37 protein-coding genes are annotated in these 23,531 nt (G+C 30.8%); 4 read left to right on the top strand and 33 right to left on the bottom strand.

Annotated features, from left to right (window positions below; genetic code table 11):
* Positions 1 to 12: 12 nt before the first annotated feature.
* From AC00Y6_RS04050 to AC00Y6_RS03960, 19 genes are all read right to left on the bottom strand, one after another.
* Complete coding sequence (locus tag AC00Y6_RS04050) at positions 13 to 327, bottom strand: hypothetical protein (protein ID WP_474489336.1); 315 nt, start codon at positions 325 to 327, stop codon at positions 13 to 15.
* A 2-nt stretch (positions 328 to 329) separates the two neighbouring features.
* Complete coding sequence (locus tag AC00Y6_RS04045; protein WP_474489335.1) at positions 330 to 515, bottom strand: hypothetical protein; 186 nt, start codon at positions 513 to 515, stop codon at positions 330 to 332.
* 12 nt (positions 516 to 527) lie between these two features.
* A complete protein-coding gene (locus AC00Y6_RS04040) occupies positions 528 to 731 on the bottom strand; it encodes a hypothetical protein (protein WP_474489334.1) in 204 nt (67 codons plus the stop codon).
* 18 nt (positions 732 to 749) lie between these two features.
* A complete protein-coding gene (locus AC00Y6_RS04035) occupies positions 750 to 920 on the bottom strand; it encodes a hypothetical protein (RefSeq protein WP_474489333.1) in 171 nt (56 codons plus the stop codon).
* Positions 921 to 937: 17 nt separating this feature from the next.
* Positions 938 to 1,609: a hypothetical protein gene (locus AC00Y6_RS04030; RefSeq protein WP_474489332.1), complete on the bottom strand. Its 672-nt coding sequence runs from the start codon at positions 1,607 to 1,609 to the stop codon at positions 938 to 940.
* Positions 1,610 to 1,686: 77 nt separating this feature from the next.
* Entirely contained in the window at positions 1,687 to 1,899 is a 213-nt protein-coding gene (locus AC00Y6_RS04025; RefSeq protein WP_474489331.1) for a hypothetical protein, read from the bottom strand.
* A gap of 17 nt (positions 1,900 to 1,916) precedes the next feature.
* Positions 1,917 to 2,393 carry a thermonuclease family protein gene (locus tag AC00Y6_RS04020; RefSeq protein WP_474489330.1) on the bottom strand — a complete coding sequence of 159 codons (477 nt, stop codon included), beginning with the start codon at positions 2,391 to 2,393 and terminating at the stop codon, positions 1,917 to 1,919.
* A gap of 14 nt (positions 2,394 to 2,407) precedes the next feature.
* Positions 2,408 to 3,235, bottom strand: a complete 828-nt coding sequence (locus AC00Y6_RS04015; RefSeq protein ID WP_474489329.1) for an AcrVA2 family anti-CRISPR protein — start codon at positions 3,233 to 3,235, stop codon at positions 2,408 to 2,410.
* Complete coding sequence (locus AC00Y6_RS04010) at positions 3,232 to 3,468, bottom strand: hypothetical protein (protein ID WP_474489328.1); 237 nt, start codon at positions 3,466 to 3,468, stop codon at positions 3,232 to 3,234. The genes AC00Y6_RS04015 and AC00Y6_RS04010 overlap by 4 nt, the downstream gene beginning before the upstream one ends.
* 10 nt (positions 3,469 to 3,478) lie before the next feature.
* A complete protein-coding gene (locus tag AC00Y6_RS04005; protein ID WP_474489327.1) occupies positions 3,479 to 4,015 on the bottom strand; it encodes a hypothetical protein in 537 nt (178 codons plus the stop codon).
* Between the two features lie 145 nt (positions 4,016 to 4,160).
* Entirely contained in the window at positions 4,161 to 4,532 is a 372-nt protein-coding gene (locus AC00Y6_RS04000) for a hypothetical protein (protein WP_474489326.1), read from the bottom strand.
* Positions 4,475 to 4,732 carry a hypothetical protein gene (locus AC00Y6_RS03995; RefSeq protein ID WP_474489325.1) on the bottom strand — a complete coding sequence of 86 codons (258 nt, stop codon included), beginning with the start codon at positions 4,730 to 4,732 and terminating at the stop codon, positions 4,475 to 4,477. Before AC00Y6_RS03995 ends, AC00Y6_RS04000 begins: the two co-directional genes overlap by 58 nt.
* Before the next feature lie 11 nt (positions 4,733 to 4,743).
* Positions 4,744 to 5,403 (bottom strand): TraX family protein, encoded by a 660-nt coding sequence (locus AC00Y6_RS03990; protein WP_474489324.1) that lies wholly within the window; start codon positions 5,401 to 5,403, stop codon positions 4,744 to 4,746.
* Positions 5,404 to 5,420: 17 nt separating this feature from the next.
* A complete protein-coding gene (locus tag AC00Y6_RS03985; RefSeq protein ID WP_474489323.1) occupies positions 5,421 to 6,059 on the bottom strand; it encodes a hypothetical protein in 639 nt (212 codons plus the stop codon).
* Between the two features lie 127 nt (positions 6,060 to 6,186).
* Positions 6,187 to 6,645 (bottom strand): PH domain-containing protein, encoded by a 459-nt coding sequence (locus AC00Y6_RS03980; RefSeq protein WP_474489322.1) that lies wholly within the window; start codon positions 6,643 to 6,645, stop codon positions 6,187 to 6,189.
* Between the two features lie 18 nt (positions 6,646 to 6,663).
* On the bottom strand, positions 6,664 to 7,470 hold the full coding sequence (locus AC00Y6_RS03975) for a hypothetical protein (protein ID WP_474489321.1): 807 nt from the start codon (positions 7,468 to 7,470) through the stop codon (positions 6,664 to 6,666).
* Positions 7,471 to 7,515: 45 nt separating this feature from the next.
* The gene (locus AC00Y6_RS03970) at positions 7,516 to 7,767 is read right to left on the bottom strand and encodes a hypothetical protein (protein ID WP_474489320.1); all 252 of its coding nucleotides are present in this window, start codon (positions 7,765 to 7,767) and stop codon (positions 7,516 to 7,518) included.
* A 60-nt stretch (positions 7,768 to 7,827) separates the two neighbouring features.
* On the bottom strand, positions 7,828 to 8,046 hold the full coding sequence (locus AC00Y6_RS03965; RefSeq protein ID WP_474489319.1) for a hypothetical protein: 219 nt from the start codon (positions 8,044 to 8,046) through the stop codon (positions 7,828 to 7,830).
* 16 nt (positions 8,047 to 8,062) lie between these two features.
* Positions 8,063 to 8,389, bottom strand: coding sequence for a hypothetical protein (locus AC00Y6_RS03960; RefSeq protein WP_474489317.1), 327 nt, complete (start codon positions 8,387 to 8,389; stop codon positions 8,063 to 8,065).
* Positions 8,390 to 8,428: 39 nt separating this feature from the next.
* Between AC00Y6_RS03960 and AC00Y6_RS03955 the strand changes: the two genes are divergently transcribed.
* The gene (locus AC00Y6_RS03955; RefSeq protein WP_474489316.1) at positions 8,429 to 8,695 is read left to right on the top strand and encodes a hypothetical protein; all 267 of its coding nucleotides are present in this window, start codon (positions 8,429 to 8,431) and stop codon (positions 8,693 to 8,695) included.
* Here the strand turns inward: AC00Y6_RS03955 and AC00Y6_RS03950 are convergent, their stop codons facing one another.
* From AC00Y6_RS03950 to AC00Y6_RS03885, 14 genes are all read right to left on the bottom strand, one after another.
* Positions 8,696 to 9,307 (bottom strand): hypothetical protein, encoded by a 612-nt coding sequence (locus AC00Y6_RS03950; RefSeq protein ID WP_474489315.1) that lies wholly within the window; start codon positions 9,305 to 9,307, stop codon positions 8,696 to 8,698. It abuts the gene before it with no gap.
* Positions 9,308 to 9,927: 620 nt separating this feature from the next.
* A complete protein-coding gene (locus AC00Y6_RS03945; RefSeq protein WP_474489314.1) occupies positions 9,928 to 10,227 on the bottom strand; it encodes a hypothetical protein in 300 nt (99 codons plus the stop codon).
* 1 nt (position 10,228) lies between these two features.
* Positions 10,229 to 12,118, bottom strand: coding sequence for a hypothetical protein (locus AC00Y6_RS03940; protein WP_474489313.1), 1,890 nt, complete (start codon positions 12,116 to 12,118; stop codon positions 10,229 to 10,231).
* 10 nt (positions 12,119 to 12,128) lie between these two features.
* The gene (locus AC00Y6_RS03935) at positions 12,129 to 13,619 is read right to left on the bottom strand and encodes a hypothetical protein (protein ID WP_474489312.1); all 1,491 of its coding nucleotides are present in this window, start codon (positions 13,617 to 13,619) and stop codon (positions 12,129 to 12,131) included.
* A 152-nt stretch (positions 13,620 to 13,771) separates the two neighbouring features.
* Positions 13,772 to 14,692 carry a hypothetical protein gene (locus AC00Y6_RS03930; protein ID WP_474489311.1) on the bottom strand — a complete coding sequence of 307 codons (921 nt, stop codon included), beginning with the start codon at positions 14,690 to 14,692 and terminating at the stop codon, positions 13,772 to 13,774.
* 170 nt (positions 14,693 to 14,862) lie between these two features.
* Positions 14,863 to 15,651 carry a DNA methyltransferase gene (locus tag AC00Y6_RS03925; protein WP_474489310.1) on the bottom strand — a complete coding sequence of 263 codons (789 nt, stop codon included), beginning with the start codon at positions 15,649 to 15,651 and terminating at the stop codon, positions 14,863 to 14,865.
* A 12-nt stretch (positions 15,652 to 15,663) separates the two neighbouring features.
* On the bottom strand, positions 15,664 to 17,319 hold the full coding sequence (locus AC00Y6_RS03920) for a DNA cytosine methyltransferase (protein WP_474489309.1): 1,656 nt from the start codon (positions 17,317 to 17,319) through the stop codon (positions 15,664 to 15,666).
* A gap of 3 nt (positions 17,320 to 17,322) precedes the next feature.
* A complete protein-coding gene (locus AC00Y6_RS03915; protein WP_474489308.1) occupies positions 17,323 to 17,643 on the bottom strand; it encodes a hypothetical protein in 321 nt (106 codons plus the stop codon).
* Positions 17,644 to 18,061: 418 nt separating this feature from the next.
* Positions 18,062 to 19,147: a hypothetical protein gene (locus AC00Y6_RS03910; RefSeq protein WP_474489307.1), complete on the bottom strand. Its 1,086-nt coding sequence runs from the start codon at positions 19,145 to 19,147 to the stop codon at positions 18,062 to 18,064.
* Positions 19,148 to 19,150: 3 nt separating this feature from the next.
* Positions 19,151 to 19,336, bottom strand: coding sequence for a hypothetical protein (locus tag AC00Y6_RS03905; RefSeq protein ID WP_474489306.1), 186 nt, complete (start codon positions 19,334 to 19,336; stop codon positions 19,151 to 19,153).
* A 5-nt stretch (positions 19,337 to 19,341) separates the two neighbouring features.
* Positions 19,342 to 20,049, bottom strand: a complete 708-nt coding sequence (locus AC00Y6_RS03900; protein WP_474489305.1) for a hypothetical protein — start codon at positions 20,047 to 20,049, stop codon at positions 19,342 to 19,344.
* The gene (locus AC00Y6_RS03895; RefSeq protein WP_474489304.1) at positions 20,046 to 20,300 is read right to left on the bottom strand and encodes a DUF3853 family protein; all 255 of its coding nucleotides are present in this window, start codon (positions 20,298 to 20,300) and stop codon (positions 20,046 to 20,048) included. The genes AC00Y6_RS03900 and AC00Y6_RS03895 overlap by 4 nt, the downstream gene beginning before the upstream one ends.
* Before the next feature lies 1 nt (position 20,301).
* Positions 20,302 to 20,601 carry a DUF3853 family protein gene (locus tag AC00Y6_RS03890; RefSeq protein ID WP_474489303.1) on the bottom strand — a complete coding sequence of 100 codons (300 nt, stop codon included), beginning with the start codon at positions 20,599 to 20,601 and terminating at the stop codon, positions 20,302 to 20,304.
* A 52-nt stretch (positions 20,602 to 20,653) separates the two neighbouring features.
* A complete protein-coding gene (locus AC00Y6_RS03885; RefSeq protein WP_474489302.1) occupies positions 20,654 to 20,875 on the bottom strand; it encodes a hypothetical protein in 222 nt (73 codons plus the stop codon).
* A 90-nt stretch (positions 20,876 to 20,965) separates the two neighbouring features.
* On the opposite strand from AC00Y6_RS03885, the gene AC00Y6_RS03880 reads away from it, so the two are divergent.
* Genes AC00Y6_RS03880 through AC00Y6_RS03870 form a run of 3 tightly spaced genes read left to right on the top strand, consistent with a single transcriptional unit; the run spans position 20,966 to position 23,137 of the window.
* Entirely contained in the window at positions 20,966 to 21,376 is a 411-nt protein-coding gene (locus AC00Y6_RS03880) for a transcriptional regulator (protein WP_474489301.1), read from the top strand.
* Position 21,377: 1 nt separating this feature from the next.
* Positions 21,378 to 21,866, top strand: coding sequence for a hypothetical protein (locus tag AC00Y6_RS03875; RefSeq protein WP_474489300.1), 489 nt, complete (start codon positions 21,378 to 21,380; stop codon positions 21,864 to 21,866).
* Between the two features lie 14 nt (positions 21,867 to 21,880).
* Positions 21,881 to 23,137, top strand: coding sequence for a phage integrase SAM-like domain-containing protein (locus tag AC00Y6_RS03870; protein WP_474489299.1), 1,257 nt, complete (start codon positions 21,881 to 21,883; stop codon positions 23,135 to 23,137).
* The last annotated feature ends 394 nt before the right edge of the window (positions 23,138 to 23,531 follow it).

Here is a 23,531-nt window from a genome sequence, read left to right as displayed (position 1 = left end):
AGTAATTTGAGATTAATTAGAAGTTGTTGTAATATCTATTTTTAATCTTTTTGTTTTAAAATCTTTTTCATTTAAGATTCTTGCAGCTTTATAGATCCTATTTTCATTATCACAAACAGTGTACATTCTGTAATGAGGTTTCTCATTTAAGTAAGAGCGAGCCGCAAGAACGGGAAAATCTGGAGTGTTTTCCAAGACAACAACGTGATACAAATAATGAGTCCGTTTTCCAACTCCACAATGATAAATTTGAAGTAAATCTCCAACTAAGATTTGCTTTCCATCTTTGTCAAAGTAAATATTGTTTTTTCTACCATCTAAATCCATAATTATTTTTTTTTACCTTTAGTTGCTATCCTCGATATTGTTTCAAACGCATCTTTAAATTGCGATTTATCCTCTAATAAAGCTTTGTCAACTTCTTTTTTCATCTCCTCAGTAAAAACAATCTCCTTTCCATTTCCAATTTTTGGATTTGAATGTTGATTAATCATTTGATATTTTTTATTGTCCATAATATTTTGAGATTAAATAGAAAAAAGAATTACAACCCCTATAATAATCGCTTCCGCAATAATATATAGAAGTATTTTTTCAGCACGCTTGAAGAAATTTTCATTATTTCTAAAAACAAATCCTAAAACTCCCCCAATTAATGCAATGAGTATCATTCCGCCAATTATTACGTTAGTGCTATTTAATTCTACTTGTAAAAAATTAGTTTTTATCATCGTATTTTGAGATTAAATTTACACTTCGGTTCCAAGTTCTATCAAAACATCAGAGGTTTCATTATCAGGCTCTACTGCTCTAATTTCATATTTTGTTCCGTTAATTGATATTACTATATCTTCATCACCCATAATATCGGTGGAAGATTTAAGTAGTTCTAATATGTTAATGAGTGAATTAATTGTCATAGCATAGTTATTTGAGATTATTTAGTAGGTGAATTCATTAGAAAATGTATATGATAAAAACTATCTCGTTGGTCAAGATGAGATATATAAATCAATTCTGAAATATTTTTTTCCTTAAAAAAGCTTTCATATTTCCAACGTAGTTCTGAAAATATTAAACCTTGAATGATATCTAATTCGGGGTTTTTATTATCAATCATATCATCAAGTAAAATTATGTTTCCTTTGCTATATGGTTCATAAGGGGCAATAATGTCATTTAGAATTTCAATAAATTCATTTTCTTTTCTTCCACTATTTTCTAAGTATTCATTAAGCATACTTTGATCCCATGTCAAGTTTAATAAACTAACATCGTTTTCATCTGGCTCTAATAAATTTGTATATAATTTGTTGTTATACTCAACAAAAAATGCAATATACCACAATGAATTTAATAAACTTTTGTAAGAATAATTATTAAAAATAAAGGTATTGAATTTTTGATAATGTTCTTCTGTTGGATTGAAACTACTTTGAATTTGTTCTGAAAAATCAGTTAACGCAAAATTTAATTCAGTAAATTCATTTAGCTTATGTTTTTGTGATTTAGAAAATAAATATTTTAAAAAATTGTTTAAATGTTGTTCATCATTAAATGGTTTAAATCCAATATTAACTGTAAACAAAGTAGTTCTTATATTTTCCATATCAAAGTATTTTAAGATTTTCACCACCAAAAGCGGGTATTATCCCGCTTATTTTTAAGTTCTGTGATGATGGACACCTACTCCCCTTGTTGTAATTCTTTTGTTTGGGTTTTTATTTCATCATTTGGATTTAAAAAATTTTCCATAGAAATAAAGTTTTCCAAAGCATCCCTATCATTCAAATCAATTTCTCCCGCTTCTTTTCCAACTAACCAATTTTTAATTGCATAGTATTCATTTTTATTGAATTCAATTTGAACTTTGTCTAAAGTTTCTTTTACTACTTTCATATTATCGTTTTACGAGATTAATATTTTTTTAGTTTTCGCCATTCATAAGGAGAAATAGCATTTTTATCCTGCCACAGACCAATTTGGGCAGCCTTTGCGGAATCTTGTAATTTTCCCAAGGCTTTATTATCTGAATACTGATAATACCACCAACCAAGCCCAACACGAATTAATTGTTCAGAAATATATTTCCCGGAATCGTAGTAAACTTTTGCAATGGTTCTACCATAACGATCTATATCGGTTTCATAAAAAACTATCCATTTTCCAAAAATCTGATCTGAAGTAAATTGCTTTGCATTTTTTCCAAAGGGCTGCCCGGACTCTGGACAATCAACTTCTGCAAATCTCAATTTCTTTTGGATGTTTCCTTCAAGTAAAACCGTTACTGTATCACCATCCGAAATACTTATAACCTTTGCTTTTATTTGTGCAAAAGCATGAGTTGCAGAAATAAAAAATATTGAAAGTATAAACAACTTAGTTTTCATCATTATTAAAATTTGTATTACTTAAAGTTATCCGGAAAGGATCTTGTTTTACCAGCTTTCAGATTATATCCATTTTTTGTGAATTCTTCAATCCAGATTAATTTTCTTTCAGACCTTCCTGCGCCTATTGGCTGCATTCTGAAATGACCTCTAACAGCAAATTCCCCACATCTAATATTAGTTTTCCATAAAGAATTTGCATAGGTAATATTCAGGGTAGAATTATTTACAAATGTTGTCAAATTACTTATTTTCCTTTTTTCTTTTGAAGGAATAAATTTTTCATTGATTTCACCATATCTTAAGTAAATCAATAATTTAATTGCAAAATGATTATCAATAGGTTCATCAATGAAAAATGACTTAGTTGTGAAGGAAAAGCAATTGGTAATTAATTCACTACGGTCATCACTATCAACAAATTGATCTAAATTTTTCCAACGTAAATAGGTGATGTCATCACTATTTCTACTATAACTTATGAATCCTTCCTTATCATTTTCAAGTAGAACTATAAAGGGATCAATCATTAGTTCGTCCTTATTAATATATTCTATAATAGAATCAAAATTGATTAGCTTAGCTTGATCGATAATAGATTTGCTTACTTTAATAACCTTTTTGAATCCATATATTCTCACATTTGGAGGTATCACACAATCGATACCTCCATCCTTTCCATTGATCTTGGAAACCACTTTACTATCTTCTCCTTTGCCTTTTTTTTGTCCAAATTCGACATTTCCTGCGCTAGATTTTGATCTTATTTTAAAACAATCATTCTTTTCATTTTTAATCAAATCAATGATCTTCAATGACATTTTATGACTCGTAGTTATTTTCATTCTTGAGTAAATTTAAAAGTCAATTCTGAACCTTTACCCATTCTAGTAAATTCTTGTGCAGACCAGGTAACTGAATATATTCCAAAACAATCTTTTGGATGCAGGCAGACTCCTTCTAATTTATTACCCAATAATCTAGTCACATAAATTATTTTTGCCCTATTCTCATTTGAATATAAAGCAGGAAGTCTCTCCTGCTCTTGAACCTCTTTGATTTTTGTTTCTAATGCCATATATCATATTTTAAATTTCAAAAAAATCATAATTAGTACACTCTTCGAAAATATCTGTAAGCTTATTATACATATAAGCTGATTTGCCCATTAAGATTATAGGTTTATTTGAATCATTTCGATCTTCGCTAAAATCAAAAATTGAGTATATTACTATATTAGATTGTTGTATCTCGTATTTTACACCAGTTAGAAGATAGTCATTAATCTCATTTTCCCTTTGTTCTGCTGTTGGAGCCTTCAATCTATTGAATCGTTTATCCTCTTCCATTAAAATCATCCATTTTCCATCAAATACAAATTCCGCATCTTCTCGATTAAAGAATGTTCGTTTATACCCAAGGTTTTTTTCATTTTTTGATATTGGAATAATTTCAAACGGAATTTTTTCCAATTCTTTTGATGTTTTGATAATTTCTTGCAACATCAAATCTTTGATTAATCCACTTCTTGAATTTTCATTTTTTCCAATAAGCAAATCAAAAGCTTCTAAAATATCAGTATCAATCCTTACGGAAAAAACTGACGAATTTTGTTTTATTTTCATAAGTAATACATTTAAGTAATACAAATATAGAAAAAAAATTGGTATGACAATTTTGTGTTACTTTTTGTTGTGTTAAATTTTAACCGTTTTTTATGTGGTAGTAACTTATTGATGTTGCAGAAAGAGAAATAGATAATATAATTTTTTAAAACAATTCTAATTGTACTTCATTATCAGCAGCCATAATGTTTATTTGCGAGCCAACAAAGATCACAGTCCGTGAACCAAATCTAGTTTTTTGATATTTATATCCGATTTCTCTTTTTCCTTTTTTTACCTGGTCTCTGTGATGTATGTAAAATAATGGTTCGATATCTTCTTTATAATTTTCAATGTCAACAACATGGTATCCCCAAATTTTTGATGAAATACCTCCAATAATAACTATTTCTTTGTTTTGAAAAAAAAACGACTTATTAATGAAACCATTTTCTATATTATTGCATTGATTTCCTATTTTCATTTTTTTAAATAGATCTGAAGGAACAAATATTTCCATAGCTTTACTTTTATCCATTTAAAAGTTTTTTTTAATTTACTAGTTAAATCTTCTTTATAATATTGATTGATAAAATCATCATCAATCAAAACATTACACGCAATGCGTTTCAAACTATGCCTTTCAAGAAGCTCATCTTTTTGGATAGATGCTAAATACTCATTTCTGGTTTTATTATCTGGTAATCGATTTAACTCCTCAATAAGATTATCAATCATAAAATTTAAGATTATTTAAAACTAAAATGCCTTACAAATGCCAAAAGAGCTAGATGTGCTGCGTAGAATGAATAATATATTTTTCCAGTTTTTCTGCCTTTTTTTCCGTTATATAACGCAATAGGGATAAACCCAAGAAAAGAAAACAATTGAAGTTTTAGTTTACCGACAGATACTATAATATTCAAAACTTGAATAGACATAAAATCGTATGGATGCCGATTGCGTAAAAAATAAAAAAGAAAGATTAGGGAAATGCCGTACCAAGAGTAATCTACTTTTAATAATATTGAACAGACTATACTTGCGACTATTATTAGTAATACTTTTAGTTGAGATTTTTTAAATTTATCTAAGAAAAGAACCCCTATTAAACCAATAGCCAAAGAAAAGAAAATGTTTTGTTCAGCTGGGTAGAACCAAACATTATGAATTGCTAAATCAAATGGAACTTCTGATATTACTGCCCATATTAAAAGATTTTTTACATATTTTTTCAAATCATGGGAATGAAAAAAACCTTCAACTAACATAAATGCATATAATATAAATGCCATTCGCCCAATTAATCGGAGATATAAGAGATCAGGAAAGAACATGTATCCAACATGATCAATAATCATTGATATCAATGCTATAATTTTAATATCAAATGCATTTAGGATTTTCATAAGGTAGTATTGGTTATTTATTTTAGTTTTATTTCACCAGATATAGCTGCACCTTGTAAATAAATTTCATATTTCTTTTTATCTGATTTAGCAGTAAGGACGTAACCGTCTTCTGTAAATTCCCAATCAAGAATTTCCATTTTTGTACCTGCTATTTTTTTAGCATCATTGGATATTGGTAGATCCTGAATTTTATCTAAAGCATCAGAACCATATTGAACAGCACGAGCTGTATTCATCACTTTTACAGCACCTGATAAAGTCTTAATATTTCCAGAACCTATACCAACCGCTGCGGCACCGGTTCCTGCCACATCTGCTAATCGACCAAGTAGTTTGGCGTTTAAACCTGATTTCTTTTGCTTGAGAAAGACAAAATCTTTTCCGGCAGGCAAGTTTATTTGTATGAGTGATCCCTTTTTGACATGAATGGAATCATTAATCACCAATTCAGTTTGGTTATTTTGGACAGATGTTACCGCTAGTTGGGCTGAAATCTTAGGGGTTGCAGAAAGTAAAATTATACTTACAAGAAATAGATTTTTCATTTTGATTGATTTTTTGATTTTATTATTGATAATATTTTTATTTTTAGACATGACAAAAATTACTTTAGATACTTTTTTCTTTTTACTTTGGATTATCGCAGGAGTCATCAATTTATACAATTTGATAAAGTTTCCGCAAGTGAGAAAAAACAAAAAACAGTTAACATTTACATTAATAATTACTATACTGTCTATATATTTTGTAACATCTTATGTTATAGAATATATTTTTTAATTAATGTTGTCCTTCTTTATTCTTTAAGATTTGTATTCTTAATTGGTCAGGATTTGATATTTTATAACTTGTGGATACTTGACCTGTTGTTACTGTAAGCGTTCCATAGCCCATTATCCTACCAAATGAACTTTGATACAGAACAATACCTTCAAGTTTGTTTAATGGAATATCAATTGTTTTTCTGCCAAGTACGCCAGTAATTAATGTTAGGTAGTTGTTTGAGAGTAATATGTTGACAGATCTATTTCTTAAAATCTTCATAATACCTGTACTAAAAACTATTAATGCGAGAAATCCTGCTATTGCGAAATATTTCGTTAATAGTGCTAGTAAAGCCCAAGGAGAGATAATTGCAATTATTATAATAGGTCTTACGTAGGAAATCCAATGAATATATGCTCTGTAGTTGGATTTTTCTCTATGTTCATTGATTGGGAGAGTTAATAAATTTTCCATAATATTGTTATTTGAGGTTTAAATATCTAGAATAGTTATGTTATGATTTTGTTTTGCCAAGATTGAAGAAATATCTAGACTTGATCTTTCTATCAAAACTTCCGCTATTTGTCTTTTCAAACGTGAAAATTGAAAATCTTTAATTTCTTTTGTCTGAATTTTATTGCTAAGAAAGTTTCCTGATAAAAATTCTTCTTGAGATTTATAATTAGGATTAAAATGAGAGGATTCAATGCTAAATGTGTTAGTCTTGTAGCTTGGATCTTTAGATATAAATATTTTGAAGTACTCATCAATCCTAAGATCATTTAAAGGTAAATCTACTTTAGCCATGTAATCCAATTGCTCTTGAGAATAATTCTTAATATTATATTTGTAGCTTGTTGATACTATAGTTAAGTCATAAAAATTCCTAGAATAATCATTTTGGTAATAATAATTTCTTTCCATATCCGGATTATATTGGTTGAAGAAATTAATGTGCTTAAAAATTAATCTTAACGCTATTTTTCTTAATCGAAAATACTCTCGCTCAGAAATTAGTGTGTAGTCGGCAAATGCCTTCAGTAATTCTTTTTGAGATTTTGCATAATGGCCGTGGCAACCATCTGTCCCAGAATCAATATTTACTTTATATATTCCTGGTGTTTTGGTTGAAATACAAATTTCCAGCTGATCAAAGTAATGATACTGAGAAATCTCTTTACCAAGTTTTTGAGAAAATTCTCTAGTAGCGTAAAGTGCAGAAAGAGAAAAATCTATTAGATCACCTTTATATTCTGCTCGAAAGTTTTGATTTCTTTTGTAAAAATAATAGCGTTTCATATTGTTAGAATTTTGTGTTTAATTACTTTACAGCGTTATTTGAGATTAAATTGATTCTAGAGTTAATCTAATATTAGCATTTCCGTGATTGCTGCTTTGATTCATAAGAAAAGCAGTTTTTTTACCATTTCCCAGGGAAACAATTTCAACGCTATAAACCCTACCCTCGAAATCAATGTTTACAAAATATTCTTTCATCAATCCATTCTGAGAAAATCTTGAAACCGATTTATTAAATTCGATTGTTTTTCCAATTCGCTTTTTTGAACTACTATCTATAATTTTATATTTTGTCATAGTGTTTTAAGATTTTTACCATCAAAAGCGGGTATTATCCCGCTCATATTGTCTGTTAAATTAAATATCTTCATTCCAGGATTGGAGAGAATCAATAACATTTTCTAAATCATCAGCAATACCTTCTAGTTCTTGTGTCCTATACTCATAAGATTCTCCTTTTTCTGATTCTTGCCAAGAGTCTGAACGCTCTTCAAAAATCTCTTCTCTTTTAGAAATCAAGTTTCTAATTTTTTCTAATTGGGTAGTCAGTGTGTTGTCCTTAAATTTATTACTCATTATGATATATTTTATTTTAATTTTTAAAAGGAATATTATTTCTTATACAAAAATCTTTTATATCACTTTCAATACACAAACCCCAATAATCATGATTTTCTTTAAGTTCTAAAAAGAAAAAATACAAATCTGCATTTTCTCCTTTGCTTAGAATTTCTACAAGTTCCGCAGTATCTCCAACCCAAAACGACCATTGCTGACCATTAATATCTTCCCATGAAACACAACTATTTGAAAGTTGCATATTACCTTTAAGAATTTGCCCTACTTCTAATGTGGAACCCCAGTTTCTCTTATCTATTATTTTTGTTGGTTTAAAAGTAATTTCTATTGTTTTCATCATTAAATATCTTTACACAAATATAAAACATTTATTTTATATATGAAACATTTATTTTATATTTTTTTTATTACTTTTGTTATTATGACACTCAAAGAATTCTTAGAAGAAAATCCAATCATTAAAAATGCTGTGTTAGCAAGAAGTATGTATCCAAATAATAAATCTGCACACACTAAACTGGCTAATAAACTGGCGGAAAACATTTCCGGAACAGGAAAACAACGAGTAACAGAAGCTGATGAAGCTCTAGCGAAGCAGGAACTAGAAAAACTTATTCACAGAATTGTTGCATTTATCAATCAATGATTATTTTCCTCGGAACCACCAGTTTTCGTTAAATGCTATTTTAAATCCTAATGTGATCGCTTGTAATCGATAATTATCATTGAGTGATGTTATTGGGTAAATTTTAGTTAAGCCAACTTTGTACTGGGCAAACAATTCAATATTTGAACTTATGAATGCTCCAATACCTATATTAATAAGATAGTCAGGTTTTAACATTATATACTTATAGTTTTTATTTGCAAATGTTTGTTTGAAGCGTATTATAGAAACTTCGGGTCCGGCATACACATAAAAAGTCTTTTTATAATTATGATCGTTAATGTGCTTTTTCAAATTCAACCCAGCGGAAAATACTTGAAATGATATATTGGAAAATGGACTTTGTTCTAAGAAAGAATATGTACCGTATGGCTCGTAGTACAGTGAAGCGGAGTCATATACATCATTTTCATCAATAGCCACAGCTACAGCCAATGTTGCATTATATTGATCAAACGAAATTTTATCAACAAATCCTTTGGAATAGCTTGCACCAATCTTCCATTTTACAAATTGATCCCGAAATTGTGCAGGTAAAAAATTGATAAATAGCAGAAGCAAGATCGTGAGGGTTTTAAATTTTATTTGCATCTCTCAGTTTTGTTTTAAGTTTTGTTTTGATTCTGGTGTAAAGAATTATAGAGGTAGTTAAGTGCAGAAAGAAAAAAATGATCTGCGAAAAATTGTATATTTTTATTTTGAAAGGACTAATCCACCAACTGTTTTCTGAAAATAGAATATTCAATAAAATATTTAATAGAATAAAGGATAGGAGTATTGATCCAAATTTGATCGCAATGATCTCCAACGTTATCTTCCTGCCAATTTTTTTAAGTGATGCATCACTTATATTCAGAAAAACATAAAAATTAGGAAACATTGCCTGGAATGTCAACCAGACAAAAAGAATAGTAATTATGCTACATATTATAATATTTAGGAGGCTAATAATCATTTTTTAAATACAGAGCTTGCGCCACAGAAATTATAAATAGTGAAATTGAGGTAAGCCATATTGTTGTCAGCAGTTCAGACTGATCTTGTATAGGATTGACAAAAAAGAAAAAAATTCCACATAGAATTACCGTGAAGAATATAACTGCAAGGAGCCAAAAGAGTTTTTCTTTTATATTGTTTCTTTTAATTAAGTTTCTTTTCATATGATTTTTTTAAGATTTAAAATATAATAGCCTGAATAGTCAGGCTAGTTGTTAATAATCATCGGAGTGATCTTCATTTTTGTCTTCTGCATTTGGTAGCTGAAAAATCTTTTTTCTATATTTCACCACGATCAAAGCACCAATACCCAAAGCGTAATAGATATAAGAATCAATGTTACTAGCAGGTGTATCTGATGGCGCCCCTGGACCGTCAGCACCAAATGCTGAACTGCTTGGTGGTGGCGGTGCTGCTGCTGGCATATTTTCCATATGTACTGTAGATTGAGCATTAAGTTTAGTTGATAATATAAAAAGTAAAAACATTAATGTTGGAATAATTGAGTGTTTCATTTTAGTTTATAATTTTTGAATTAATAATTTGGCCATCTTCATTTTGAACATTGACAATAAGAACTCGGTTGTCTTTGCCAATTTCAATGACAAAAGGAGTGTTAGTATTTATTTGGGATTTGTGGATTAGAAGTTTTCCAGACAGATCATACACATTGACCTGAGCGTTTTTCCAAAGCGGATCAAAAAGAACAACATACTTATCTCGAGATCTATCAAGTGTGACAACTGTTCGGCTGATTTTTGAAGTGCTTACACTTAATGTTTTATCCGGAAATCCGTAATACAGATCGTAATTATGAGAATCGATTGAAATCTGGTCACCTGGAGTAATTTTTTTGATTTCTCCATTCTGGTTTTTAAAATAAAAACTTTCACCATTACTCAAAGAACTAACCAGTTTAGAATTTTCTCTAACTCTAAATTTTATTTTTTTTCCGGCAAATACTGCTAATCTTACAGGTTTTCCTTTGTAAGATTCGTTTACCTCATTAATATATAATCTATACTTTGAAGCTGCATTTTGATCAATCTCACCTTCGCTAGTTTCCTCAGAAGTACTGAGCAGATTAGCTGGCGTTGCCACGGCCTGAACTGATTTTAGAGGATCTTTAATTTCTCCTGTTTGAAAATCTCCGACAACAAAATATGTTTCTCCGATTTGGTTGTTCTGAGCATCCAAAAGAATTACTTCTAATTGTTTCAATGTAGTACCAGATCGCCTTGCTGCATTGACAGAATAGTTGGTATCTTCTGATCTAGGAGTGCTAGCAAAACGCCTCAAATCATCAAATTTCAAATTTTGCAAAGTGTTGTCTCTTAACTTGATTTTAAAGGTTCCCAACGGTTTGATAATAAGAGCATCAATATTGCCGACTGGACGTAAATTTTCGTCAAAGCTGATAATTTGGTTTGCTGAGTAAGAACTGGAAGTTCCGGCTGTTGAACTAAACTTAACAGAATTTGGATTAACGGAAATTCCCCAGATATTTGTAATGTTATTCCCATCTCCCAAAGCTTCGTTGATTCCAATAAGAGAAAGGTCAATATTTGTTAAGAATGGATTGGCAAATTGATACACATTCTTCGCAAAGCTATTTTCCCAAGGATTAGAAAATTCAAAAATATCACTCAGATAGGTGTTGTATTTTTCTCGGTATATATTGGTTGAAGAACCAGAAGTACCAAAATTGATATTATCTTGTTTTAGTTCGATCTCCAAACCATCAGTATATGGAATACCGGAAATTACCGCCGGCTGCTCAGGATTTAGACCACCTGCTGTACCAACTGCATAATAACTTAATCTATCACCTAAAGTTGTTTTATCGGATAAATTAATAGAAATACCAGGCGTAGAATTAGATGTTATATTTCCAGAAGGAATTATTGAGCCGTCAAATCTAATCTTTGCATTATTCCATCGAAGAACTTCCATTTTTGACCAGCGTTGGTTACTTAATGTTGTAGAAAATTCATTTTGAAGGGATGAAAATGATTTCCCAAAAAATGGTAATGCCAGCTGTTGGTAATCTCCATGTTTATTGCTAGCAAATTCTTTGGCGACTAATGCCGTGATATTACCCTGTGAAAAGCCTCTGATATACAATTGACCGTAAGTAGATGTATTCCAAGAAGACGAATCATTTAAACGCAAAAAAATATTATTGTTTGCAGAAAGAGAATTAAGATAATCATCACCTGATTTTGCAACCATCATAACATTCCCCCATATTTCTGCCCTACCAGATCCGGTGGTTTCAAAACTACCTGCATTGTATAGAAGACCGTTATTAGCTACTGCTAGAACGGTATCATCGTCAACATGCGTTAGCTGGGCAAAGGCTAAAGTAGTGGCTAATAATAGAATTGTTGTGTTGAATTTTTTCATTTTGTACCGATTATTTAGCAACCCAAGTCATAGTTCCATTTTGGGATTCTAATACATAATTGCCAGATGTTGGAGGAGCCGGAACCAAGACTATTCCTGCATTAGTAATTACATTAGATAGAGTACTAACACCAATATCGCCATTAGTTGGATTTTGAAGTAAAACAGAACTATAATCTGCTGTAGCCGAGGATATGTAGGTTGGATTAATTTGGAACTTACCATTAAACCTTACCCATCTATCGGCAAAATCACCTATGATAAGACCATTTATAATACTGTTATTTTCTCCAGTCGCATCAATGGTTGGTGCTGTACCATCTGATCCCCCTGCATCTGTAAATTTTACATTGTTATGAATAATCAATCTATTATTGATTGTCGCCATCGTGCCTGTTCCAGGCGCAAAACCAGCTCCTGTTCCAATAAAAAGATTGTTATCACCAATAATCCCTCCTGCGGAACTGTGTCCAATGTAAATGTTTTTATTTCCAGATATATTGACTGAACCTGCCTTATAGTTAATATGGCTTCCAAAAAATACGTTAAAGCTTCCCCTTTCAATATTTCCACCAGAAGAATAACCAACAGCAGTATTATTAAGCCCTTCTTTTAATTTGTAAAGCGAAGCTGATCCTATACTTGTTGTATATGAGGATGTTGTATTATTATACAATGCCAGGGAGCCAAGAGATGAGTTATATTTTGCGTTCTTTCCATTATTGTAGCTTGCATAGCCTCCAACAGCTGTAAGATTGCTTCCTTCATTTTTAAATCCTGAATATGCGCCAATAGTTGTTGATCCAGTAGTGTTAACACCATCAACAATCCCTTGTCCAGCAGCTCTACCAATTGCTACATTATTATCTCCATTATTCGAATATCCAGCGTTATATCCGAAGAATGAGTTACCAGTACCAGTTGCGAGATAATTGCCTGCGTTTGTACCAAATAAATTATTTCGAGAAGCAGTTGTAAATTTTTCACCAGTCCCGAGACCAACTGAATTGTTATCAGTACCTGTAGCATTGTTAGCATTGAATTTGTCAGAAATCCAAAAATTACCAGATTTGTAATAAAGTGAAGTTGGATTTTCTGTCGTTTCGAAAGCGATTGCTTTTGGTGCGAAGTTACCTCGCTGCATTACCGTTGCCAATGTGTCTTTTTCTTCTAAAGAATAAGATTGCCATTTTGTGCCATCGAATTGGTAAGTTCCTGGATTGTTAACTAACTCTACCTGACCTGTTGCATCAGCTTGATTTGAAAACGATTCCGTAACATAAATTAAAGTACCTTTATGATTGGTGCTGTAAATTTTTTGTTTGAGTTCAGAGGCAGTAAGTCTCGGCAGTAATACTCCATCTAAAGATTTTGAATCCGAAGGTTTTCCTTGAACATCTAACGTTACTTGCGGATCTGTAGTGTTGATTCCGACCTGGCCAAATAATGTAGCAGAAAACATTATTGCCAAAATAGACAATTGAGTCTTTTTGTTTTTCATCTTTGAAAATGTTTGATTTAGATACAAAAGTCTTTAAAACCAATGTTAAAACTTACATTATCAAGAGGTTGTGGGCTAAATAGTGCAGGAGTGGGCTAAATAGTGCAATCGGGTTTTTTACTGATAATATTTAAAAAAGAAAGAAGCAAATCCTAGTTAGTGTTGATGAAGAAAAATCCATCATCAATCTCAAGCAAATTTTCGAATTCTTTTTGTGTAAGGGTTCCAAGAATATACTTTCGTCGAAAATATTGTTTGATATTTTTTACTTTCTTAAATTTAGAATTGTAGTTTTTCTTTAGAAAATCTATCATTGCTTCAGATTTATTTCTATCAAAAAAATAGGGATTAAGAGCAAGTAATTTCTGAATTTGTATTTCATCTAATTCCGCTTTTCTCTGCTTCTTAGCCCATGATCCATAAGGTTCTTCAGTTCTAGGAAATCTTCCATGCATTTTTTTAAAGGTTTCATAACCCTTAAAGGCAGCATTCCAAAAAATTCTTTTTTCCTGAGGATTCAGATAGGTACTACCTAGACCGATATTGCGTTTGAACGAGAAACTGTAATCTTGTACAGAGCCTCTATAAAGATTTTTTGTAGTTCCCGACAAGTTTCTGTTAGTAACTCCTGTAATATCAGTTGCAGAAGAATAATTTTGTTTTTTATAATCTAAATAAATAACATCTTGAAAGTCTTCAATTGGTAAATTATCTATCCAGTCTTCTCTCCGTAGCCATTCGTTATCCTTATTTTTGGCCTTAATAAATTCCAATATTGTTAAAGAGTCTCTGATTGCTGAATATTCATCAATCTTTGAAACAATTTTTGGTGCAAAAGACGATTTATTTTTAATTCGTTGAACATAATTTGAAGATTTACCATGTAGTCTTTGCGGAATGGTAAAGCATTCATACAAATCTATTTCTTCATTAACTAGAACTCTTGAGTTTTCTTCTTTCACAAATTTCTCAAATGCTCTTGTTTTTTTTCTCTCAGCAGCTAATGTAATTACTACTATTATAATAAGGCCAGATAGCAATTTTAATATGATTGTAAAAAATATTTCTTGCATGATATTTTAAGATTAAATTGTATTAGGTTGCTTTCCTTTTAAATCAAGATTTTTCAATGGTTTTTGGAGCACAATTATTTGATTTAATTACAAAAGTCTTGAAAACCAATGTTAAAACCTACATTACCAGATGTTTACAGTCTAAATAAGTATAAATAAGGCTAATTAATTTAATAATTTAATTTACCTAATTTCGAATGACTTATCACTCTTTCAGTCCCTAACTTATAATATTCAATATTGTTCTCACAAGTTAATAATGAAAAGTCATAATCATGGCAGGCAATAGCGAGGGATGCTGAACCAAAACCAAGTTCGAGAATTTCATCTCCTGTATTGATAATATTTGAAAGTAAATATTTGTAGATTGGGACTGGTTTTTGGGTTGGGTGAATTCTTTTGACGTTTAGTGATTTGTCACCCTGCTGAACGTTTGCTTTATCAAAGTCGGTTCCGCAGTATATTCCCTGCATCATTCCGCTCCACATAAAGTATACAACGTGTGAAGGAAAATCATAAGAAGTATAAATGACTTCACAATCACTGAAATCATTGTTCCCATTGATTTTATCCCAGATGATCCAGCCAGTTGGATTTGCAGAAAGAAAATCTTGATATTCATTTCTACGTGGTGGTTTCTGAGGATTACCAATTAATTTTTGATAGTAATTGGCTCCAAAATATATCTGGTTTTTTGTAATACTTTTGATGTTATCAAAAATATCATCTTCAGGAACATTAGCATCCCAAATTTCAAATTTGTAACTAGGCATTTTTATACTAGTTTTTTGACCATTGCTCTGAATTATTGGACTATTTCTGCTTACAAAATTTTTTGAACTTTCCCCTATACCGTACTCTAAATCGAAAATACCAACTTCAAAAGAATAATTAGACAGTTCCGATAGTACATCATTTCTGTCTGATAATAACATTGTTATTTTATCTGTGACTCTCATAAAACATTTTTTTTATGCAACTTTTCTTTTTTCAAAAATTTCGTTAGCGATAGCTTCACATATTTTTCGAGCCATCGTTACTTCTACAGCATTGCCAATAAATTTTTTTTGTTCAGCCTGAGTGCCAATCAAAATATAGTCTTTTGGAAATCCCATTATTTCTTTTAACTCTTGAATTTTTAACATTCTCATTTTAATATCTACTAAACCATACAATGCCATAAATTCTTTTATTTTTACAGTCATTGGGGAATCAGTATCGTATATTTCATAGATTGCACAATTCTCAATAATTTTTATGAATGAAGGAAATTCACCACTTTGCGAAATTTCTACTAAATAAGGAGGTGTTTTGTCCATTCTTGCTATCAAAGTAAAGCACGGCTGATCCACACTGTTACCAATTCGGCTATATTGGGCATCCATTAGGTAGTGCCATTTTCGATTTGCAGTTATCGTTGGTGCAGGCTCGTCAACTGAACTTCCCTTATTATTAAAATTTGTATTTAATAGCCATTCTGCGTGAACTTTAGCATATTTTGGATTTGTTGTAATTGAACCTAAAACCGTGTCAATACCAGCAGGTTTACTATTCCCAAATTGTTGATCGATGAAAACAGAGCTAATCAAAGAAAATCTATCGCCCGTTGTTACAGTCGGTGAAGGTTCTTGAACGGATGAATTAAAACCATTGCCGTAGTATGCTGATAAAAAACTACAGTTAACATACCCTAATCTATTTTGAACAGCAACCGTTGGGCATGGATCATCGATCCCAGGAGGATTGTGTTTTCTTGTTTTTCCATTTACAGAATTATATTTAAGTAACCATTTATCCTTTCCCCCAGCAACGAACTTTACTAGTCCGTGCCAAATTCTTTCTAACGAAGCTTCTACCAAAGCTTTTTTTCTTCCAAAGATTGAATTTCCCTCGTCACCAAAATCTAAGACTTCTTTTACTGGACGCCATTTTTCTAAATTATCAAAAAGTCCGGTTACAGGATTTTTTGCATGTGTAGCTAATGGCCAAATAATTGGGAATCCAGTCTTATTGAATTGAGCAAAAAATCTTTTGCGGCTAGTCAAAGCTCCATAATCAGCAGAATTCAAAATGCGGTAATCATAATTATATCCGTATTTTTTAACATTATCTACCCACTTTAAATAAAGTCTTCCTTTATCCTTGCTGATTGGTTTGCCTTTTTCGTCCAGATCTCCCCAACTCATGAATTCTTCAACATTCTCAATTTGTACAGAATCCGGATTTAAAGCTTCAATATATCTAAACAGATGTTCTGCCAATGTTCTGGAATCTGCATCCCTTGCCAATCCACCCTTGGCTTTTGAAAAATTGGTACATTCCAAAGATGCCCAAAGTACCACTTTAGCAAATGGATACTTTTTTCTAAGTTTATTGACGTGCTGGATCAGTTCCCGAAGGTCAAGCGTACGGATATCTTCAGTAAAATGTAATGTATCTGGGTGGTTTAGAGTATGGGATGCAATTGCATTGGTATCGTGATTAACACAAGCGATTACTTTTGCGCATTTTTCTCCATGAATTAATGCAGCTTCCACACCAGTACTTGTTCCTCCTGCTCCACAAAATAAATCAACGTACAATAGTGATATAAACAACGAACCAGCTGTGATAAATTTTTTGTTCATATATTATTTTTGAGGATTAGGATCTTCATTATTTGAATTTTGAAGTTTTTTAACTTCAAAATTTTCATCGAAAACTTTATTGAGAAAGTCTATTTCTTTTTGAAATACAAAAGGAGACCGAAGCTTTATAAACTTATGCCATTTTTCGTTAACGAAAGCCCATCGGTTTATGTCTAAATACAAAAAATCGCTTTGTCTACTGTGGAATTGTTCCATAGATTTGTAACTGGAAAATTCCTTTTCCTTAAGTTCTGCTTCACCTTCAAAGTATTCTAACTTAAAAGCTGTAGCATTTTCAATTTTGATGCGTTTTTTTAGTGCCATATTTTTTCTTTCTGCAACTGATATTTTGATTTTTTTTCCTTTTAAAAAGAAAAAAACTTTTTAATTACTTTTAATATATTTTTAATAACGTCGGGAAACCCTTTTATTAATAGACCTTATAGCTATTTTTAAGGGGAGTGCAATTCCGAAAGTTTGGGAGTGCAATTCCGAAAGTTTGGGAGTGCAATTCCGAAAAGGAATGTATTTTTAGGGGAGTGCAATTCCGAAAGGGGGAGTTGTAATCCGAAATATTATTTGAAAGCATTTTTTTAGGGGAGTGCAATTCCGAATATAGGGGAGTGCAATTCCGAAATAATTGGTGATTAACTAATTGTTTTAACATTTTTTTAATTTTAGAGAGTGCAATTCCGAATTATGGGGGAGTGCAATTCCGAATATAGTGGAGTGCAATTCCGAATTAGATTATTCTTGGATAACCGTTTGGGATTGTTTGTCCAGCTTTACTAACTTTATAAAATTCAATTATAATATTTTGAATTTCTTGCAGAAAAGCCTTGCCTTGGTATTTGATTGATTGTACATTTTGTCTTCGAGTTCGTGAAATGAATTCTTTATATGCAATTTCTATCAGTTTCCTGGTGGTAGGTATTTTTTTATAATGATAAGAGAAATTGGTAAAATCATCATTTGACAATCCATAACGTTTTTTCAGATAATTCAAACGATATTTTATTTCCAAAGTTTCCTTTGTATGTAATGATATTTCTTGATCTTCAATCGTCTTTGTTGAATAAGGAATTATGCGAATACTTCCGGATTCCTGCTTATAATTAAAACTGAGATCGCTAAATTTATCAAGATTTTTTCTGGCTGGATTTAAGAATTTCGTGCAAAAATCCTTTGTATTCTTATAGTTAAGGCCAAATTTATGGTTGAACGTTGTAAGCTTTAAAAGCGTTCCATTACTGGGGATTTTTTTTAACCAAATAGCAAACAAAACATGTTTGTTATTTTTTATATTGTAAACTAGGTTGTAAAGAATTATATTGTATTCTGGAATAATCATCAATTTCTTTAACCAATAGCTACTAATTAGAAATGTGGTATATCCTCTTTGGTCGTAGGATGGTGTAGAAATAAGCCCACCAAAAGTCTTTATTTCTTTTCCGCTGCAATTCGTGGAGCGATACCATTCCATTTTGAATCTAGTTAGAAATTCGTAAGCTTCTATGACTTGTTTTGTCGAACCACTAGGAGAAATTTTACTATTTTTTATTTTCATAGCTGCAAAAACATTATTCTCAGTTTCAAATTCCTGATCAAATAGGCTTAGCTGCTTTGGATGATCCTCTGGCCTAAACTGATCAGATGCTAGTAAAGATATAATGTTGAAAATTACTCTTAAAGCATTAATCGGAATGTCAGCTATCTGATTATCCTCAAAAAGAAAGTCATCTACGAACTTGTTTCCTAATCTTATTAAATCGTGATGATTAGAATTTTCGTAAATTTTTCTGATTAATCTATCCTGGTGTTTTTCCATTTATTAAGAATTTGCTTTATCCTTTTTTAAAGCGATCTTTTTTTTAAATTGCTCAAAATCATTACTAAATCCGCTAGGGACTATAATCGCTTTTTTAGTGTTAGGATTTGCCTTTAAACTTTCAAGCAGCTTAATGGCTTCTTCTCTCTGTTTTTTAGAACTTGAATGAGTAGGATGATCTATTTGCATAATCTTTATTTTGAGGGTTGGGTTCTTTTTATTGATGGAAGTTTTTTAATCTCTATAGAGGTGTTATTCTCACTTGCTTTTTTCAAATATGGAAATGTACTTTTAAGCAGGGCTTTCCAGTTTCGTATTGGTTTTTGCATATTGTTTAGCCACTTATCATCCAACAATTGATTGTATTTTTCCTGAATAGCGAAATCATCATTTGAAGAATAAATACTTAATGTTTTTGCATATTCTAAAAACTCGTCAAATGACGGCACTCCATCAGGAAGCTCTTTTTGATTTTCAGTTTTTACTTCCGGTTCAGTCTCAACTTTTGCTTTTGGCTTAATAGCTTTTAGATTTTTTGCAGGATTTAAATCTTGCAATTCAGGACGTATAGGTTTTTTTTCTTTTACGGAACTAATACTTATATCTGGGTTAAAGTCTATTTCTGAAAAATCTGTAACTATTTTGTAATAGGTTGCGGATCCATTTTTTGATTGAAATTCTACTAATCCATATTTTAATAGTTTGTCCCTAGCAGTCTTAACCGTTGGTCTAGTTAAGCTCAATATTTGGCAGATATGAAGGTCTGATATCCTAATTGAATCAACTTGCTTTTCATCTTTCCATTTTTCCAAGAGAAATAAATAAATTGCACAGCTTACCGCACCAAAATTGTGTTTTTGATTATATGACCAAAATCTTGTTATTAATTCTTGTACATTCATTTTTTACCTGTTTCATCAAAGAGCTGTAAAGCCATTTCAACGTCAATTACGATTGTATTTCCGTTTTGCACTAAAGCCCCATCAATTTTACCTGACTTTTTAATTTTTTGTGCGTGGTTTCTGGAACAACCAAAAATTTTAGCTATCCCCTTGATACCGTATTCATATCTCTTGACTTTTACTTGCTGCAAGGATAAAAATTCCTCTACGGTTAAATCTGAAATTTTGGATTTAAGGTTGATGTTTGACATTTTATGATTTTTTTTGGGCGTTGAATAATCTGATTACTTTCTCCTTATCAATTATTATTTTCCTTCCATTTTGGATAATTGCATCATTGAAAATCCCTGAATTTTTTAATTTTCCTGCATGACTTTTTGAACAACCCAATACTCTTGCTAAACCTGAAATACCGTAAACATATTCAGTTGTGCCGGAAGCTGCATCAAGAGATAAATTTGATTCTTGTTCTTCTTTCAGAGAAGATAAAAGTTCTAGAAATTCATGCACTGTTAATTGAAAGAGGAATGAGTTACGATCTATATTTTTCATTATATTGCCGATTTTTGGATTAAATTTGATTCTTAGTAAGCAGGTTTAACGCTTACTTTTCTATAACACCATTTTTCAAAAGAACCATTCGGACACCACTTGCTGAGAGGCCAAACTCTAAACCTACACCACGATATATTGCTGATTTGAACGAAGCTTTGCCTTCCTCTTCCTCGTTACTAATTATTTCTTTGTAAACAGATATAATTCGTATATTTCTGTTATCTTTTTCTCTTTGTTTTGGAGTTCTTAAATCAATTTTTTTAGTTTCCATATTTTAATTAAATTTGCTAAAAACGTTGTTTTTTCTTTTGCTTTAAATCTTTGACAAATATAGAGAATAATTTCTCTATTTAACAAAATAATGGAGAATAAATTATCTAATATAAAAGAAAGAATTCTTTTACTTGCTGAAAATGTGGAAGTTAGTAAGGCTGAATTTTTTAAAAAAATTAATATGACTTATGGGAATTTTACTGGTGAGAAGAAAAATAGACCTATTAATTCTGATGCTTTAGAGAATATATTCATTAATTATCCTCAAACAAACCCCTATTGGTTAATTCTTGGTGTAGGAGAAATGCTCAAAGGAAATGAGCAGAAGATTAGTAATACAGGGGATGGAAACCACAATATAAATAACAATGGGGGAACAGTCACTATTTCGCATAATGATGTATCTAGTATGATTGACCTACAAATTCAATTGACAGAAAGACTTTCAATAAGTCAGAATCAGATAAGTATATTATTAGAAATTTTAAAAAATAAATAGAATGAAAAAATTTTTAGTTACGACTTCAATCCTAGTATTTGCGTTTTCTTTTTCACAAAACAAAACACAACTTACAGATACTGAAATACAATTTATTGCAGAAAATCGTGCAGGTGGAGTATTTTCAGAACCTGATGAATTAAAAACAAAACAAATAATGGATTTGGATAAAACTATATTCTTTATCGAAATTTATAAAGAAGGCAAAGTTTTATTTGCAGAAAGTTTTCAAAGATGGAATCCTTTTGTAGGTCTCTATAACCAATCCAGAAGAACTAGCGTTCCATTATGTTTTAAATTTAGTGATGTAGCACCGGATGTGATGTTGAAGCTTTTAGAAACACCAGATTGGCAATCTAAGAAAGCAGGAACGACCAAATATATCTGTAATAATGATTATCAAGTTTTCAAATTGAACAAACAAAATAAAACTTATAGTATAAATCAAATTGAAGGTTTTGAAGTTAAGGCTTTCAAATCTTCATATTAGAATTAATTATTTTAATGAATTACCACTCTCAATTTCTTTTAGATAAGGAGAAAGATAAATCTACAGCTAAGCTTCGTTACAGGATAAAGTGGGATACTTTTATAGTTGCGTTTAATGTAGGTTTTAGAATTGAAATTGATAAATGGAGTAAAGAAACCCAAAGGTGTAAAATTAACACAACGCATGGAGTAAAAAAAACTGCTGCAAACGTTATTAATAGGAAGATTCAGCAATATGAGTTTGCTTGTGAAAGAACATTTTTGAAATTTGAAAAGGAAAATACTATTCCTGATGCCGATACTTTTAGGAGCCAATTTAATAGTGAAATAGGCAGATCTAAAAAAGTAATTCAAGTTAAAACTTTTTACCAAGTATTCGATGATTTTACAAAAGAAGAATCCATTCTTAATCAGTGGACTTTAGCCACAAGTAGTAAGTGGAACAGTATTAAAAATCACTTGGAAACCTTTAATCCTAAATTAGAATTTGATAATTTTACTGAAGAGGGATTAATACAATATCAATTCTATCTTCAAGAGAAAGCAAAATTCAAAAATTCTACTATTTTGAAACATTTTGCTTTTATAAAGTGGTTTTTAAAATGGGCTTATCACAAAGGTTATCACAAAAATGAAGATTATAAGTTTTTTAAACCAAAATTAAAAACAACCCAAAAAAGAATTATTTTTCTTACTCAGGCTGAGCTTAATAAGTTAAAAGAATATAAAATTCCAAATGAAAAGAAGTATCTTGAAAGAGTGAGAGATGTTTTTCTATTTCAATGTTTTACAGGTCTTAGATATTCAGACGTTGCAAATCTTAAAAGATCTGATGTTAAGGATAATGCAATAGAAGTTACTACTGTTAAAACGGCCGACAGTTTGGTAATCGAATTAAACAATCATAGTAAAAGTATTTTAGAGAAGTATGAAAACGAAGATTTTCATGACAATAAGGTACTTCCTGTTATCTCTAATCAGAGAATGAATGAGTATCTGCAAGAACTTGCCGAACTAGCTAAAATCAATGAACCTATAAGACAAACTTACTATAAGGGAAATGAACGAATTGATGAAGTACTGCCTAAGTATTCATTATTAGGTACACATGCTGGAAGAAGAACGTTTATATGTAATGCATTATCATTAGGTATTCCACCTCAGGTGGTGATGAAATGGACAGGCCACAGTGATTATAAAGCTATGAAACCCTATATAGATATAGCTGATGAAATCAAAGTTAATGCAATGGAAAAATTTAATCTTCTATAAGTCCCTACCCTAATTATTAGGGACTATTTTTGCTGTTGTTTACAGTTTTTTAATATCTTTTATTAGTTTGTAACAAATAGTTTAGAATCACATTTACAATCAATTAGCCTCTCATTGGTGTTTATTACTCTTAATATAGAATCCCTTCCTTTCTGCTGTATTTAAGAGCGTTGGTAATGATTTTATCAACGCTCTTTTTATTTTCTTACATTTGTAAAAAGAGATTAAATAGGAAAAAATGCGCCAATAGTTCACACTATTTTCACACTGCTACAATTATGAAAATAAAATATCTCGATAAATGCACCGTTAAGGTCGATGGTCACCCATTAAGAATTTCCGCCAATATCTTAAAGTCTGACTGCTCTATCGGATATTATTCAATGGGTGCGGA

The organism is Epilithonimonas sp. (assembly GCF_056329745.1).
Note: the sequence above shows the minus strand (reverse complement) of the source record. Positions and strands in the feature narration are given on the sequence as shown.

Excerpts from the sequence above, each read along its gene's own strand:
- AC00Y6_RS04050 (WP_474489336.1), bottom strand. The coding sequence starts at position 327 with ATGGATTTAGATGGTAGAAAAAACAATATTTACTTTGACAAAGATGGA.
- AC00Y6_RS04045 (WP_474489335.1), bottom strand. The coding sequence starts at position 515 with ATGGACAATAAAAAATATCAAATGATTAATCAACATTCAAATCCAAAA.
- AC00Y6_RS04040 (WP_474489334.1), bottom strand. The coding sequence starts at position 731 with ATGATAAAAACTAATTTTTTACAAGTAGAATTAAATAGCACTAACGTA.
- AC00Y6_RS04035 (WP_474489333.1), bottom strand. The coding sequence starts at position 920 with ATGACAATTAATTCACTCATTAACATATTAGAACTACTTAAATCTTCC.
- AC00Y6_RS04030 (WP_474489332.1), bottom strand. The coding sequence starts at position 1,609 with ATGGAAAATATAAGAACTACTTTGTTTACAGTTAATATTGGATTTAAA.
- AC00Y6_RS04025 (WP_474489331.1), bottom strand. The coding sequence starts at position 1,899 with ATGAAAGTAGTAAAAGAAACTTTAGACAAAGTTCAAATTGAATTCAAT.
- AC00Y6_RS04020 (WP_474489330.1), bottom strand. The coding sequence starts at position 2,393 with ATGATGAAAACTAAGTTGTTTATACTTTCAATATTTTTTATTTCTGCA.
- AC00Y6_RS04015 (WP_474489329.1), bottom strand. The coding sequence starts at position 3,235 with ATGAAAATAACTACGAGTCATAAAATGTCATTGAAGATCATTGATTTG.
- AC00Y6_RS04010 (WP_474489328.1), bottom strand. The coding sequence starts at position 3,468 with ATGGCATTAGAAACAAAAATCAAAGAGGTTCAAGAGCAGGAGAGACTT.
- AC00Y6_RS04005 (WP_474489327.1), bottom strand. The coding sequence starts at position 4,015 with ATGAAAATAAAACAAAATTCGTCAGTTTTTTCCGTAAGGATTGATACT.
- AC00Y6_RS04000 (WP_474489326.1), bottom strand. The coding sequence starts at position 4,532 with ATGGATAAAAGTAAAGCTATGGAAATATTTGTTCCTTCAGATCTATTT.
- AC00Y6_RS03995 (WP_474489325.1), bottom strand. The coding sequence starts at position 4,732 with ATGATTGATAATCTTATTGAGGAGTTAAATCGATTACCAGATAATAAA.
- AC00Y6_RS03990 (WP_474489324.1), bottom strand. The coding sequence starts at position 5,403 with ATGAAAATCCTAAATGCATTTGATATTAAAATTATAGCATTGATATCA.
- AC00Y6_RS03985 (WP_474489323.1), bottom strand. The coding sequence starts at position 6,059 with ATGACTCCTGCGATAATCCAAAGTAAAAAGAAAAAAGTATCTAAAGTA.
- AC00Y6_RS03980 (WP_474489322.1), bottom strand. The coding sequence starts at position 6,645 with ATGGAAAATTTATTAACTCTCCCAATCAATGAACATAGAGAAAAATCC.
- AC00Y6_RS03975 (WP_474489321.1), bottom strand. The coding sequence starts at position 7,470 with ATGAAACGCTATTATTTTTACAAAAGAAATCAAAACTTTCGAGCAGAA.
- AC00Y6_RS03970 (WP_474489320.1), bottom strand. The coding sequence starts at position 7,767 with ATGACAAAATATAAAATTATAGATAGTAGTTCAAAAAAGCGAATTGGA.
- AC00Y6_RS03965 (WP_474489319.1), bottom strand. The coding sequence starts at position 8,046 with ATGAGTAATAAATTTAAGGACAACACACTGACTACCCAATTAGAAAAA.
- AC00Y6_RS03960 (WP_474489317.1), bottom strand. The coding sequence starts at position 8,389 with ATGATGAAAACAATAGAAATTACTTTTAAACCAACAAAAATAATAGAT.
- AC00Y6_RS03955 (WP_474489316.1), top strand. The coding sequence starts at position 8,429 with ATGAAACATTTATTTTATATTTTTTTTATTACTTTTGTTATTATGACA.
- AC00Y6_RS03950 (WP_474489315.1), bottom strand. The coding sequence starts at position 9,307 with ATGCAAATAAAATTTAAAACCCTCACGATCTTGCTTCTGCTATTTATC.
- AC00Y6_RS03945 (WP_474489314.1), bottom strand. The coding sequence starts at position 10,227 with ATGAAACACTCAATTATTCCAACATTAATGTTTTTACTTTTTATATTA.
- AC00Y6_RS03940 (WP_474489313.1), bottom strand. The coding sequence starts at position 12,118 with ATGAAAAAATTCAACACAACAATTCTATTATTAGCCACTACTTTAGCC.
- AC00Y6_RS03935 (WP_474489312.1), bottom strand. The coding sequence starts at position 13,619 with ATGAAAAACAAAAAGACTCAATTGTCTATTTTGGCAATAATGTTTTCT.
- AC00Y6_RS03930 (WP_474489311.1), bottom strand. The coding sequence starts at position 14,692 with ATGCAAGAAATATTTTTTACAATCATATTAAAATTGCTATCTGGCCTT.
- AC00Y6_RS03925 (WP_474489310.1), bottom strand. The coding sequence starts at position 15,651 with ATGAGAGTCACAGATAAAATAACAATGTTATTATCAGACAGAAATGAT.
- AC00Y6_RS03920 (WP_474489309.1), bottom strand. The coding sequence starts at position 17,319 with ATGAACAAAAAATTTATCACAGCTGGTTCGTTGTTTATATCACTATTG.
- AC00Y6_RS03915 (WP_474489308.1), bottom strand. The coding sequence starts at position 17,643 with ATGGCACTAAAAAAACGCATCAAAATTGAAAATGCTACAGCTTTTAAG.
- AC00Y6_RS03910 (WP_474489307.1), bottom strand. The coding sequence starts at position 19,147 with ATGGAAAAACACCAGGATAGATTAATCAGAAAAATTTACGAAAATTCT.
- AC00Y6_RS03905 (WP_474489306.1), bottom strand. The coding sequence starts at position 19,336 with ATGCAAATAGATCATCCTACTCATTCAAGTTCTAAAAAACAGAGAGAA.
- AC00Y6_RS03900 (WP_474489305.1), bottom strand. The coding sequence starts at position 20,049 with ATGAATGTACAAGAATTAATAACAAGATTTTGGTCATATAATCAAAAA.
- AC00Y6_RS03895 (WP_474489304.1), bottom strand. The coding sequence starts at position 20,300 with ATGTCAAACATCAACCTTAAATCCAAAATTTCAGATTTAACCGTAGAG.
- AC00Y6_RS03890 (WP_474489303.1), bottom strand. The coding sequence starts at position 20,601 with ATGAAAAATATAGATCGTAACTCATTCCTCTTTCAATTAACAGTGCAT.
- AC00Y6_RS03885 (WP_474489302.1), bottom strand. The coding sequence starts at position 20,875 with ATGGAAACTAAAAAAATTGATTTAAGAACTCCAAAACAAAGAGAAAAA.
- AC00Y6_RS03880 (WP_474489301.1), top strand. The coding sequence starts at position 20,966 with ATGGAGAATAAATTATCTAATATAAAAGAAAGAATTCTTTTACTTGCT.
- AC00Y6_RS03875 (WP_474489300.1), top strand. The coding sequence starts at position 21,378 with ATGAAAAAATTTTTAGTTACGACTTCAATCCTAGTATTTGCGTTTTCT.
- AC00Y6_RS03870 (WP_474489299.1), top strand. The coding sequence starts at position 21,881 with ATGAATTACCACTCTCAATTTCTTTTAGATAAGGAGAAAGATAAATCT.